This is a genomic window from Candidatus Cloacimonadota bacterium (genome assembly GCA_012522635.1).
Taxonomy (GTDB): domain Bacteria; phylum Cloacimonadota; class Cloacimonadia; order Cloacimonadales; family Cloacimonadaceae; genus Syntrophosphaera.
Window position 1 is genome coordinate 1 of record JAAYKA010000091.1, and the last position, 14,421, is coordinate 14,421.

The window sequence follows — 14,421 nt, forward strand, 5'->3', positions numbered from 1 at the left end:
AAAACCGCAACTGCCAATAGTATCAAGGAAATAAGTGTTCTTTTGGTCAAAATGGTCTCCTTCATGGGGTTTGGGGGAAAAGCAGGCTTTCCACGGCTTCGATGGTGATATGTAAAATCAGGGTGTGCAGTTCCTGGATTCTGTCGCTGGTAGCGCCCGGCACCGTGATTTCCAAATCGCAGATTCCGGAGATTTCTCCGCCGTCTCCGCCCAGCAGGGCAACGGTTTTACAGCCCAATGCGCGGGCTTTTTTCAGTCCTGCCAAAACGTTGGGCGAATTTCCGCTGGTGGAAATGCCCAAAACGAGGTCGCCTTCGGAAGCGTAAGCCTCCACCCCACGGGCAAATATCTGCTCGAAACCAAAGTCGTTTGCCACGCAGGTGATGTGGGTGGGGTCGGAGATGGCAATGGCGGGCAGGGCCTTGCGATTTTGGCGAAAACGGCCGGTGAATTCCTCGGCAAAGTGCATGGCGTCGCACATTGAGCCGCCATTTCCAAAGGCGATGGCTTTTTTGCCACTCTGGAAACACTGCGCCAACATTTGGTCAAAAGCTTCCAGCTTGTTCAGGTTTTCGGGTTCCGCCAAAAAGGTCTGCAGACCCTTAAGTGCTTCAGTAAGAGAAGCTTGGATGAGTTTTCGCGTCACGGTTTTACCTTCGATTTCAGCTCGTTTTGTTCAATTTCCTCCATCTCGCGCAGGGCGGTTTGGATGAGCTGAACCCGCTGTTTGTAGGGGAGGAAAGCGCTTTTGAAGCCGTTGAGTATCACGTTTTTGAGCGTGGGATAATCCAGTTTGAGCTCGTTCAGGGCGAGCATATATTCGTCTGTGACGGTGGTGTCGCTGATGGTGCGGTTGTCTGTATTGATGGTCACGCGCAATCCGTAATCGATATAAAAATCAATGGGATGGCTGCGGATATCGGTCACCGTTTTGGTGTGATAATTGCTCTTGATGCAGATTTCCAGCGGGATGCGGTGGTCGTTCACATAGTTCAGCAGGTCGCCATCTTCACGCAGTCTGGTTCCGTGCCCGATGCGGTGGGCTCCGCAGATGTGCAAAGCTTGATGGATGCTGTCCGGGCCGTCCGCTTCGCCGGCGTGGATGGTGAGGTTGAGGTTGTTTTTCAGCGCTAAAGCGAAGGCTTCCTTGTGGACTTGGGCGGGGTTATTGTATTCGCCTCCAGCCAGGTCAAAACCGACCACGCCCTTATTTTTGAAGGCGACAGCCAGTTCTGCCAGTTTGACGGAAGTGGCGGGGTCCATGTGGCGCATACCGCAGATTATCACCCCGGTTTTGATGCCAAAATCCCGTTCTCCATCCTGTAAACCGTCGATTACCGCCTGGGAAATCTCGGTCAGTTCGAGCCCTTTATCTGTATGCAGGATGGGGGAATAGCGCACTTCCATATAGCGCACATTTTCTTTGGCGGCGTCCTGGGCAAGCTCGTAGGCGGCACGGCGCAAGCCCTCTTTATTTTGCAAAACCAGGTTCACGATGCCGAAACCACGCAGATAATCTTCCAGGCTTTCGGTGTGGTCTCCGCAAACGATGAGGCTGCTCAATTCCTCCGCGTCCAGGGTGGGCAGCGTGATATTGAATTGGCGCGCCAGCTCGATGATGGTCGCAACGCGCACACTGCCGTCCAGATGGACGTGCAGGTCTGTTTTGGGGAGTTTTTGGATGAACTCCCTGGTGATATTTATCTTCATTTCATTTTCCTTTTATTACAGTGCGCCATTTTGAAATGCCGGCTTTGGCTGTCAACATAATTTCCTCCACTTGCCCAAGAAAACTCAATTTATACAGAATCATAAAGATGAACAGCAAATTGCAAATCACACAAAAACACGAAGCTCGTTTTTTGACCCGAAGTAGAAAATCCAAGATTCCTGCAATTTGTTGATATATTGCAACACAGCTTCAAGACACTCGGATGTCGCAAAGCATGATTATAGCAAAGAAATTCGGGCTTCTTACTCCTATTTTTTGATATAATATTTATTACCTCCAATCATCTGATTTTATGCGTTTATTTCTTGATATTAAAAAGCGATTCCTGAAATATGGTATCAGCTTTATAGAAGTGTAATATCATAAAGGAGTGGAACTCGTTGATGCACAGAGCAAAACAGGCTTGGTGCAAGGTATTATTGACGGGATTATAGATTTTCTCAGAGCAGTCGATATTTGGACTGCGGAGTTCGGATTGCATACAGCCGTATTTTTGCGATGCGTACGGTATTTTAATGCAAGAAATTTAGCTTGGCATCACACAACAACATCACAGAACCAAGGAGAAAAAAATGAAACGTATTGTTTTGTCACTAATTCTACTGATGTCGTTAGCCTTCGGGTTTGCGGATGTGCTGAATGAAAGTTTCGAAGGTTCAACTTTTCCGCCGTTCGGCTGGAGAACACAGCCCATTGAATGGAGTCTTACAAATTATGTTAGCTATGATGGTGACCTCTCGGTATATGCCGGGTACGAAGTTGGAACATGGTGGCTTATAACCCCAAAACTCAAACCGATTGATGGTGCAAACACACTGTCTTTCTATTATTGCGATTATTGGGACTATTGGGACGAAGATGGCGAATTTACCTATGTCCTTGTATCGACAAGCCTGGATTTTTCAAATGCCGAAACGGTATGGGCAGGAGATTCTGATGATTTCACCGAAGACTGGCAGCAAGCAGTGATCCCCCTGTCAGATTACAACGACATGGAAATTTACATCGCTTTCAAACATGTGTCCATCTTTGGAAATATCAGATACATTGATCTGGTTAGCGGTGTCAATATTGTCATCAATCCCGAACTGACCCTCAGCGATGCCAGTTGGAATTTTGGCGTGACCAAGGCAGGGGATTCCAACTGCAAGCCCCACGTCTTCAAAGCCATAAATACCGGCAATGTGCCCATTACGATTGCAGCGCCGCCCCAGATCTCGGATCCCGGAAATTTCCCGCTGATTGTCGACAATAACCAGTATCCGCTCTTGCTCGATATGGGCGATGAAGCTTCATGGACAGTGACATTTGATCCCACCGATCCCTGTGTAGAATTTACTGCCGAAATGAATTTCCAGGATGATGCGAAAACCCCGATCACCTTGCTTCACAAAACCAAGGACAGCTCGGAATCGCTTCAAAAATGTAACAATGGCGTTCCGGTTATCGGGTTGAATAAAGAGCAGGATTCGGAAAATCAGGCAAAAAAAGTCAATAGCATAGCTCTCCGCGGATTCAGCGCAGGAGAATCATACGAAGATTCCTTTGATACCTATGACGATTTCGTTTTGGATTTTCCGCCTTGGACCCAATATGACGGTGATGAATCTGAAACCTACGCAATAACAAACACTTATTTTCCAAATGAAGGCTATACCGGATCTTTCATCATATTCAATTCATCGCAAACAAGTCCTCCCATCACATTGGATGCTTGGAAAGCATATTCAGGTGAAAAAATGGCAGGATGTCTTGCTGCCGTTTACGGTCCAAATTACGACTGGTTGATCAGGGGATTCCAACATTGCGGATACGCCAGATTCAGCTTCTTTGCCAAGTCCATCACAGCTAATTATGGATTGGAAAGGATGAGGATACTTTATAGCTATCAAGGTGATGATCCTGAAGAAGACTATTGGGAATATCTCTTGGGAGACGAAATCCTTTGCGTAGAAGTTCCAGCAGATTGGACCATTTATGAATATGCCTTGGATACTGTTTTTCAGCCCACAACAGTATATATTGCGATCCAATGTCTTTCTGACAACGCCTTCATCTTGTTCGTCGATGACTTTGTGTTTGGCTATTGCGACGATGTTTGCCCTGTCACGCTCAGCAGCTTCAGTGCCACTGTCACCGCGCAAAACTATGTGCAGTTGAACTGGGTGAGCCAATCCGAAAGCCAGATGCTGGGCTACCGGGTCTATCGCAACACCAGCAACAATCAAGCCGGAGCCATTTTGACAGATAATCCCATGATTCCTGCCACAAACTCCAGCGAAGTTCATAGCTACAGCTTGGTTGATATGGATGTGACCATCGGCAGCACATATTACTACTGGTTGGAAGCCGTGGACTTCAACAGCAGCGAGTTCTACGGTCCTGTCGGCGTGACCTTGGACGGAACCGTGCCCCCTGTGCTTCCGGAAATCACAACCATGGGCAACGCCTATCCCAACCCCTTCAAATCGAACACAAACATCCAAATCGATGTGAAAGCCAACGAAACCGGAACGCTTTCAATCTACAACATCCAGGGACAGTTGGTGCGCAGCTACGAAGTGAGGGAAGGAGCCCACAACCTGATTTGGGACAGCCGCGACAATGCCGGAAACATCTGCAGCAGCGGCATCTACTTCTATCGTCTGTCCACACCTTCGTTCAAGCAAACCCGTAAGTTCATGAAAATCAAATAAGATACAACGGAGCACGGATTTCGTCTCTCCCGTGCCCAGCAACGAAAAATACCGGGCGGTCCCAAAAGGCCGCCCTTTTTCAGCCAAAGAAAAAAGCCCGGCAAGGGGCTTTCATAATTGTGAAGAAAAGCGGGTTGCTTCAGAAAAGCTTGATTAAAAGCGGCGTGGTGAAAAGCGCAATCAGGGTGGAAATGGAAACCATGGTGGCGGCAAAGCCGGAATCCAAGCCTTCGCGGTCTGCCAAAATGAGGGTGTTGAATCCCACGGGCAGAGCCGAACCGGTGATGACCACCACCCGCGCAATTCCATGCAGTCCAAAAAGATAGGACAGTCCCAAACCCACCGCGAAACCCAGTCCCATGCGGATGAACACGGCGACGGAAGCCTTGCCCAGATGCTGCATTTTGGGTGAAAAAGCCAAGCCCAGCGCCACCATCATCACCAGACCCACCGGTTGTCCCAAAACCTCCAAAAATTCAATCAGGGTATCGGGTATTGTCAGATTCAACCTCTTGATGCCAAAGGCGATAACAATCGCCCAGAGCGGCGGCAGGGACAAAAATTTCTTCCACTGGATGCCGCTGGCGGGATTGGCACCGAATTTGATGGCATTATAATAGCTGAAAGTGAAGATGAGTATGGAATTACCGATGTCAAAAAGCGAGGCGAGTGCCAGTTCATCGCTGCCGACAGCCTTGAAATAGGGCAACGCGAAAGCGGTGTTCATAATCATGGTGCAGATGAGGAAACTGCCAAAAGTGCCGCGTTCCATGTTCATTTTTCCGCCGACAAAACTGCTGATGAAATACAGAATCACCACCACCAGCATGGCGCTCAGGGGCACCAGAAGCATGTCCAAACTCAAGGTGGCACGGTAAATCGCCAAAATCATCACCGGCGGCAAACAAACGCTCAACACAAAACGTAAAAGCACCGGGGCATCATCTTTGGAAAGCAACTTCAGGCTTTTCAAGGCTATTCCCAGGGCAAAACTGAGGACGAGAATGATATTTTGAGTGGTCATAAGCTATTATTTAATAAGGTATTCCTCGATTAATGCCCAGTTTTTCTATTTGCCGCTCTCCGGCTCCGGAGGCAGATAAAAAACTTTGTAAAGCAGGTCGAGTTCGCCTTCCAGCCTGGCATTTTGAGCTTCCTGGGCGGGACTTTCAGGCTGGGCAACACCCTGCCAGGAAGCATCTTCTGCCAAAGCCTGTGCCAGTTCCCACCTGCGTTTGTATTTACGTTCCTCAAGTTCTTGCAGGGCTTCCACTTGCTCGGGTTTCAAGCGCCGCTGCAAGCCGCGTTTATATAAAAGTTCCATATTCACTTGCAGGGGATAAACCTCGCAGATGGAAACGATTTCCTTCGCCTCATCCCGGCTGTAGGTTTTATCCAGCGTAAGTTCTTTATACAGTTCCATTTCGCTCTTAAAACTGCGCAGGTTCACAAAGCTCAGCCCCTTGCTGTCCAGTTCGCGGCGTTCAATCTCCATAACCGCTTCCTTATCAACGGTATAGACCAATGGCAAATGGATTTGCAGCTCAAACACATTCTGGGTGATGAACAGTGCCACGAAGGCAAAGGCGAATGCCATCACCGGCGCCGCCAGCCAAGCCAGGGAAACTTTGCCCAAAACGCTGTAGCGTATGTTTTTACCTCCCATGGCAAGCCCGATTCCGGTGACCGCGCCCACAATCACGTGGGTGGAGGAAATCGTCACCAGCGGAATGGCGGGAAGCCCCAGCGAATGCAGCAGGTTCTGCAAGCCTTGGGATGAAAACATGAACAGCACAATGGTTTCCGCAATCAGCGCCACCAGAGCCGTCACCGGGGAAAGCTGGAAAATATCCTTGCCCACGGTACCCATCACGCGGTGGGAAAATGTGTAGATGCCCAGCACAACCGACAGCGCGCCAAGAATATACAGAAATTGAACCCCGCTAATCATGAAGGGTCCCAGGCTCAAATCCGGAAAAGGCGAAACCGGAACAAACACGCCCACGGCACTGGCAATCGTGTTCGCGCCCAGAAAATATGAGCCCAGCGCGCCGAAAATCACCAACAGCCAGCGGGTTATCATATCCTGTTCCAAAAGATGGCGTTTACTGCGGTTCACCCAGCGCCTCACGATGTGGAACAAGAGAGCCGCGAACGCCGCCGAAGCCAAAAACGAGACCACCCAACTGCTCGCGATGGTGATCAGTGAATGATAGTCTGTGAGTCTGCCGCTGAAAAAGTTCCATGCCACCAGCGCGCCCACGATTGATTGGGAAATGGAAATCGGGATCCCGGTGCGCACCACTGCCAAAACAATCAGCGCGGCAGCCAGCGCCACGGTGAAAGCTCCGCCCAGGGCGTCAACCGAACCCAATCGGCCCAGGGTTCCCGAAGGCCCGCTTCCCTCAAAAACCGCGCCCAAAAAATAGAAAACGGAAGCAATCAGCGCGGCTTGGCTGAATTTTATCATGCGGGTGGTGACGGCTGCCCCAAAAATGGTGCCGATATTATTGGCGCCCAGGGTCCAGCCGATAAAAAGTCCGCTAATCAGGTAAATGTATATCATTTATGATGCTTAAAGCTGTCTCTTGATGGTGTAGATTGCCAGGCGGTCACAAACGGCCTGGGCATAATCCGAAATCTTTTCCGTGTGGATGGCGAACCAGCGCAGATGGGTTTTCAACGCCAAATCCAAATCCTGCGCGAAAATCAGCCGGCGCAGCTTTTCTCCCATCTGGTCTGCTTCGCGCTCAAAGAAATAGACCTTGTGAATATAGTTGTTCACCTGTCCCAAATCCCGGAAAAAAGAGCGGACGGCATAGGTGAGATGCTCCACCGCGGCGGTGCTGGCGTGGGTGGTTTGCATCCACAAATCATCCAGAATCTCAGGTATTTGCGGCATTTCGATGGAAAATTGCATCAGCGTGTCCTTGATGTTGTCCATCACCTCGTCCGTGTTTTCCAAAATCGCCAAAACATCGCCCCGGTTTTCGGGAATCAGAGTGCGCTCATAAAGATAACGCTCCACCGCCACCCGCAGTTCATCCGCCTTTTTTTCGTTTTCGCGAATCTGGGACAGGCGTTCTTCAAACTGTTCGAAACGCCCCTTGAGATAATCCTCCACGCCAAGCTGAAAAAGCAGCGCGGAATCGCTGATTATATCCAAAAAGCTGTCGATTTGAGATTCGACAAACTTCGTGGTTTTCAACACCAGTGCCATGGCAACTCCTTAATCGCTTCAGAAATTAGATTCTTACAATACAAAACAAGATAAGCATTTTTGTCAAGCAGAAAAGCGGCTTGACGTTGTAGGTTCACGCAGATAGCGCCAATAACGCCGATTTTTTGATAGATTGGGGACGCACAGGATGATGAGGATGAAAAAGGGATTTGGTTTTCAAGCGAGGTGACGAGATGGTGCCTGACATAGCACCGGTTTTAACCCGATTGTCGTTTTATCGTTTTAGGGTTCAAAAAGCTTGCTAACTAACAGCGGAATAGCGAGTTGGAACACCGGATTCATCCGGTCGTAGGTGCCAGATTCATCTGGCACAATGTTCTGCCGACCACCCAGCTCCGCCCTTCAGGCAGAAAGCCCCGAAGCGTCATTCCGAGCGCCAGCGAGGAATCCAGCTCGTGATTCTTAATAGATTAGGGATACACAGGAAAATGAGGATGGAAAAGGGATTACGTTTTAGGGTTCAAAAAGCTTGCTAACTAACAGCGGAATAGCGAGTTGGAGCACCGGATTCATCCGGTCGTAGGTGCCAGATTCATCTGGCACAATGTTCTTCCACCCAGACTCCGCAAACCACCCCATTTCTCTACCAAACAGATTTTGGCATTGACAGAATAAACCTGCTTCCGATACTGGTTTTTTATCAATAAGGAGCTGAATTTATGGAAGACCGGTGGTTATCGATTGAGGAAATTTGCGTTAGCGGCTCCCCAAGAAGGAATTACAGCCAATGAGCAATTTCATCACCAACACGGGCAGCGCCCAGTTAAAGACCAGGCTTGTCACCCTCATCAAGGAAAGCCAGGAACTCAAGTTTCTGGTGGGTTTCTTTTATTTTTCCGGCATCAACGAGTTGATTGAAGGCCTGAAGGCAAACCCCGATCTTTCCATGAAGATATTGGTTGGGCTGAATGTGGATTCCCAGACTTATGGCTTGGTTGAATATGCTGAAAAAACCAGCAAAAAGAGGATTGAACGCGTTGAAGACTATCATGCTTCGGTGCTTGAGGCCATCAATAACGACCTTTTCGACAACGAAACATTCTATGAACAGGCAAACTATATCCTGGACCAAATCATCAGCGACAGAATCATCCTCCGCAAAACTTCCAGACCAAACCACGCCAAGCTCTATCTGTTCAATCTGAAAGAAACCCAGGTGGTAAGCCAGGGTCTTTTCATCACGGGAAGCAGCAATCTCAGCAAAGCGGGTTTAAGCGACCGGGAAGAATTCAACGTCGAAATCTCGGATTACGGCTTTGAAGAGGCGGAAAAATACTTTGATGAGCTCTGGAAAACTGCCATCAAAATCACAGAAACGGATGCTGAAAAAACCAAACTCATCCACAACATTCGTGAAAAAACACTCCTCAAATCCGTCCATCCCTTTGATGCCTATATGTTTGTGGTGAAAACATGGCTGGATAGTTTCCACAAACATTCCTCGGATAGACGCATCTCAATCCTCTTGGAGCGAAAAGGCTACAAATCCTTTAAATACCAGACAGATGCCGTCTCCCAGGCTCTTTCCATCATTGAGGATAATGGCGGGGTCATTTTGGCGGACGTGGTTGGTTTGGGCAAATCCATCATCGCTTCCCTAATCGCCCTAAAGCTGGAAAAAAGAGGAATGGTCATCTGTCCACCAGGCTTGATAGGAGACGACAGCGCAGGCTCAGGCTGGAAAAAATACAAGGAAGATTTTGAATTATACGATTGGGAAGTGCGTTCCGGGGGCGATTTGGATGGAATCATTGAATACATCGGCAATACCGATGGCATCGAAGTGATAATTGTGGACGAAGCGCACCGCTATCGCAATAGCAGAACCCAAACCTATGAAAAACTAAAAACCATCTGCCGGGGCAGAATCGTGATTCTACTCACCGCCACTCCGTTCAACAATTCCCCCGCGGACATCCTCTCCCTGCTCAGCCTGTTTATCGTTCCCAAAAAATCCAACATCACCCTGGGTGACAACCTGGTGGATATCTTCCGCTCTTACAACAACTTGTTCGAAGCCCTTGCCTTCATTCGCAAACACTGGCAGTCAAAAAACCCCGAAAAACTCCAGAAAGCCACAAGGCTATACGCAGCCATCTTTGGCGAAGATAAAATCAATAAATCCAAAGTGCTTGCCAGAGCTGCCCTGCTCTCAAAGCAAATCAGGGAAGTGATTGAACCGGTCACGATTAGAAGAAACAGGCTGGACCTGATGAACGACCCGGACTATCGGGATGAAGTTAAAAAACTCTCCAAAATCGACAATCCCCAGGAATGGTATTACAACCTCACCCCCCAGCAATCCGCATTCTACGACGATGTGATTGAGCTTTATTTCACAGACGACACCGAAAGCGCTGAGAGGTTCAAAGGCCCCATCTACACGCCCTACCGCTATGAAGGCGACACCGAAAATGAAGAAAAACTCAGCCGTCAGGAACAGATAGACCGCTTGAACCAAAACAACCTTTTCAACCTCATGCGCCGCCAAATGGTGAAACGCTTTGAAAGTTCTTTTGGCGCTTTTCGCCAGAGCATTGTCAACATCAGGGAAACCTATGAAAAAATCAAAGAATTCATCAAGGGCTCAAATGGCAGATACTTGCTGAATCGCGAGCTGATAAACAGGGTTGATTGTGATGACCCGGATGAGATTGATGAAATGCTGCGCCAGTTTGCGGAAGAAAACAAAGATGAAGACAGCCAAAAATTCAGGATTTACGATGTGAACAAATTCGCCCTCAAAGATGAGTTTTTTGCCGACATCGAATCCGACATCAGGTTGTTTGATAAAATAATCGACGAAATTGACGCTCTGGCTCTGGTGGAAGATGACCCTAAACGCTCAGCCCTCTTGCAAAACGTGGAAAGCGCTCTCCAGACGGTTCCCCAAAAGCGTGAGCCAAAGCCAAAGCTGGTGATTTTTTCGGAGTATGCCGACACGATCAAATACCTGGAACCGACCCTGAAAGAGAAATTCCCAAACCGGGTTCTGGTGATAACTGGAAAATCCAGCAAACATCTTCTGGAAGAGGTAAACGCGAATTTTGACGCCGCCCATCCCAAATCCAAACGACATGATAAATATGACCTGCTGCTCACAACAGACAAGCTTTCCGAAGGCTTCAACCTGAACCGGGCTGCCATGGTGATAAATTACGACATTCCCTGGAACCCTGTGCGAGTGATACAGCGGGTTGGCCGCATCAACAGGATTAGCAAAAAGGTGTTCGACACCCTCCACATCACAAATTTCTTCCCAACGGAAAAGGGCGCGGATATAGTTAAGAGCCGTGAAATCGCTTCCCACAAAATGTTTATGATTCATCAAACCTTGGGAGAAGACGCCCGCATTTTCGACGCCGATGAAGAGCCCAGCCCCGCCAAGCTTTTTGCCAAGGTGCAGGCTCATCCCGATAGCTTGGAACAGGAAAGCCTCTACACAAAACTCAAAAAACTGCTGCGCCTCTGGGAAAAAGAGCATCCCGACCGCGTGAAAGCCTTGGATGAAATGCCCATCCGGGTCAAAACCGCCAAACCCTTCAATACTGATTCCCTGATTATGTTCATCCGCAAGGGAAAGCTCTTCAGTGTCTGCAAGGATTTCATGGATGAAAACGAACAACTGATGCCTCTGCCCATCGAGGAAGCGCTCCGGATGATTGAATGTGGTCCGGATACACAGCAATTGCCTCTCAGCGATGATTTTTGGCAGAATTACAACCTGCTGAAAGAGGAAGCCCCCAAATTCAGCTACAAACAATCCCAACAGAGCAATTCCGCCAAGGCATTCAATTTCCTGTCCTACCTCCTGGAACAGGATAATGCTGAACTCATGCCCTGGCGTGCTTTCATCATCATGCTGCGGGACGACATTGAAAACTATGGCACTCTCCCGGAAAACACCCTCAAAAACATCAGCGCCTGGGAAAACAGTGGTGAGCCTGATTATCAAATGATTGCCCAGGAACTTGAAAAACTGAGCGCCACCCTCGGCGCCAACTATCTGAAAAAGGTAAAGGACGGCCTGAAAGCCTATGAACAGCAGGTGATTGTGGCTGTGGAGAACCGGATATGGAAATAAACGCCAACATCGTACTCTCAAAGAATTTTTCCCCTGAAAACTGGATTACATACTTCGAAACATCCTCTGAAGCCTTCATCGAAAAACATGATGATTTGACCCAATATGCAGACGAGTTTTTCTCCAATATTACAACCCTTGGCAGTCTGGAGTTTGATGATGGTGCCAAATGCGGCATTTTCATGCTTCAGGTCAGTGGCATCCTCACCGAAAGAAGCTCCAGAATCAAACAGCTCAAAATAGCCCAAGATATCATCACGGGACAGAGGTCCCAGGCTGGCATCTTCATCTTTTATGATGAATCCCACTCCTTCCGTCTCAGCCTGGTTTATCCGATTTACAAGGGCACCAAAAGAAGCTTCAGCAACTATCGCAGACATTCTTTCTATGTAAGCGCCAGCCTGGCCAACAAGACCTATTTGCAGCAATTAAACAAGCATCAAGCAAACACCATGGCCCAGCTAAAAGACATCTTTTCAGTGGATAAGGTGTCTGATGAATTCTACCGGGAATTCGAAAAAGAATACGCTCTGCTCCAGCAAGGCATCAAAAACAGCTTTGACATGGATGTTGACGACGAACTCCGCGGCAATTTTGCCCTGCTTTTCGTGATTCGGGTTATCTTTCTGGGCTTCGTCCAAAAGAAAGGTTGGCTGGGGGATAACGAGAATTTTATCCGCGATTATGTCCGAGCTTACGACCCCGAAATCCACCAACGCGGCATCTATCAAGACCTTCTGACCCCACTCTTTTTCACGGCATTGAACCAGGCACCCTCTCAAAAAAATAAATCCGGTTTTCCCCACATCCCCGAACCCTTCAAATCCCATCTGGTTTCCGCGCCCTATCTGAATGGCGGCCTTTTCCGCACTCATGAGGATTATGACACCGAAGCCCTCTTCATCACGGACAGCGCCATCAAGGGTTTTTTGGATTTCCTCTTCAGCTACAATTTTACTCTGGAGGAAAACACCCTTTACGATGTGGAACTGGAACTCAACCCGGAATTTCTGGGCATCATCTTTGAAAAGCTGATTAACAAAGCGCATGGCGCCATCTACACACCCCGCCTGGAAGTGGATTTCATGTGCCGCCTCTCGCTGGTGAAATATCTGCAGCAAAACTGTCTGACATCCATCAGCCTGGAAAACCTTTATAAACTTTTCTTCCCGGAATATGGCAACGACGGCGAACGCACTCTGGGAGATTTTACAGAACCTGAAGCAAATGATTTGCTGGACAAACTGGAAACAGTCACCGTTTGCGACCCTGCCATCGGTTCCGGTGCCTTCGCGGTTGGCATGCTGAACGTGATTGATGAAATCGAAAACAGCATCCATGAGCATTTCAAACCGGATAAACCTCTCGGCAGCGGCTATGAACGCAAAAAACGCATCATCTTTCAATCCCTCTACGGCGTGGAAGTGAAACAATGGGCGGTGTGGATTACCCAACTCAGGCTTTGGATAACCCTGCTCATTGAAGCCGATGATGATTTTAAACACAGCGAGGAGCCGCTTCTGCCTTCCTTCGATTTCAAAATCAGGCAGGGGGATTCCCTCATCCAAATGCTGGGCAGCAGCCTCTTTCCCGTTTCTGGCGAAGGCATTATCGCCGCGGATATCAAGCGCAAGATAGACGAACTTGTGACGTTGAAAACCCAGTATTACAACAATAAATGCCCCCAGCAGCTCCACGAAATCGAACGGCAGCACAAGAATCTCTACACCAGCATTCTGGACAAGCAAAAGAAGGAACTGAACTTAAAAATTTCCAGAATGAAGGGTGGCCCCGCTAAGGAGGTGCAATCCAGCTTCCTGGACACAGACATCCAAAACGAGATTGATTTTGCCTCCAAAACACAGAAAAATGAGATTAGAGAGCTGGAATACCAGGTTGCTAAACTGAATTATGAACTCAACCAGATGAACACAAAAAGCCTGCCCTTCACCTGGAGAATAGACTTCCCCGAAATCTTCATGGAAAAAGGCGGTTTCGACATCGTGGTGGGAAATCCGCCCTATGTGGCACAGGAACAAATCGATGACCCGCTTGGACTCATCAAAAAAAACAAAGACTATAAAGACCTGCTCAAAGAGATGGTAAACCAGGATTTTCCTCAGGATATACCAAGCATCAGCGGGAAAAGTGACCTCTACACTTTCTTCTATATCAGGGGCATAAAACTGTTGAACGACAAGGGCATACTCACCTATATCTGTTCAAACTCCTGGCTGGATGTGGAATTTGGTGCCTGGCTGCAAAAGTTCCTGCTGGAACGGTGTCAAATCCATTATGTTATCGACAGCCTTGCCAAACGCGTGTTCAAAGAAGCAAAAATAAATACTGTCATCACCCTGATTGGTGCCAGACAAAAAATTGTCCGCAATGACGACCTTATCCGCTTTGTGGCTTTCAAGCTTCCTTTTGAGAATTCCTTGTATTTGGAAAACTTCCAGCTAATAGAAAGCTCCAACCAACGCACGGATATTGATGACCTCAGAATCAATCCCGTCAGCCGCGAGCAATTAAGCAAGGAAGGCTGGGACAACAGCGAGGAGAACAAGTATAAAGGATCCAAATGGGGTGGAATCTACATCAAAGCTCCCAATATCTATTTCACCATCATGGAAAAAGCCAGAGAAAAGCTTGTTAAACTTGGAGATAT

8 protein-coding genes are annotated in these 14,421 nt (G+C 48.2%); 3 read left to right on the forward strand and 5 right to left on the reverse strand.

From position 1 onward, the window contains the following. Window positions 1–61: 61 nt before the first annotated feature. Together GX135_04850 and add are read right to left on the reverse strand one after the other, a co-directional pair. The gene (locus tag GX135_04850) at window positions 62–646 is read right to left on the reverse strand and encodes an SIS domain-containing protein (protein ID NLN85417.1); all 585 of its coding nucleotides are present in this window, start codon (window positions 644–646) and stop codon (window positions 62–64) included. After that, complete coding sequence (add, locus tag GX135_04855) at window positions 643–1,710, reverse strand: adenosine deaminase (GenBank protein NLN85418.1); 1,068 nt, start codon at window positions 1,708–1,710, stop codon at window positions 643–645. Before add ends, GX135_04850 begins: the two co-directional genes overlap by 4 nt. A 594-nt stretch (window positions 1,711–2,304) precedes the next feature. On the opposite strand from add, the gene GX135_04860 reads away from it, so the two are divergent. Then, the gene (locus GX135_04860; protein NLN85419.1) at window positions 2,305–4,428 is read left to right on the forward strand and encodes a T9SS type A sorting domain-containing protein; all 2,124 of its coding nucleotides are present in this window, start codon (window positions 2,305–2,307) and stop codon (window positions 4,426–4,428) included. Window positions 4,429–4,567: 139 nt separating this feature from the next. On the opposite strand, the gene GX135_04865 is transcribed toward GX135_04860, so the two are convergent. From GX135_04865 to GX135_04875, 3 genes are read right to left on the reverse strand one after another with little or no spacing between them, the layout of a single operon-like run. Then, complete coding sequence (locus GX135_04865; protein NLN85420.1) at window positions 4,568–5,452, reverse strand: AEC family transporter; 885 nt, start codon at window positions 5,450–5,452, stop codon at window positions 4,568–4,570. Window positions 5,453–5,497: 45 nt separating this feature from the next. Next, window positions 5,498–6,994: an inorganic phosphate transporter gene (locus tag GX135_04870; protein NLN85421.1), complete on the reverse strand. Its 1,497-nt coding sequence runs from the start codon at window positions 6,992–6,994 to the stop codon at window positions 5,498–5,500. Window positions 6,995–7,003: 9 nt separating this feature from the next. After that, window positions 7,004–7,648 carry a DUF47 family protein gene (locus tag GX135_04875; protein NLN85422.1) on the reverse strand — a complete coding sequence of 215 codons (645 nt, stop codon included), beginning with the start codon at window positions 7,646–7,648 and terminating at the stop codon, window positions 7,004–7,006. A 748-nt stretch (window positions 7,649–8,396) separates the two neighbouring features. Here GX135_04875 and GX135_04880 point away from each other — a divergent pair. After that, complete coding sequence (locus GX135_04880) at window positions 8,397–11,753, forward strand: helicase (protein NLN85423.1); 3,357 nt, start codon at window positions 8,397–8,399, stop codon at window positions 11,751–11,753. Continuing rightward, window positions 11,744–14,421: N-6 DNA methylase (locus tag GX135_04885; GenBank protein NLN85424.1), on the forward strand; the 2,678-nt coding region annotated here is incomplete at its 3' end. The genes GX135_04880 and GX135_04885, both read left to right, overlap by 10 nt.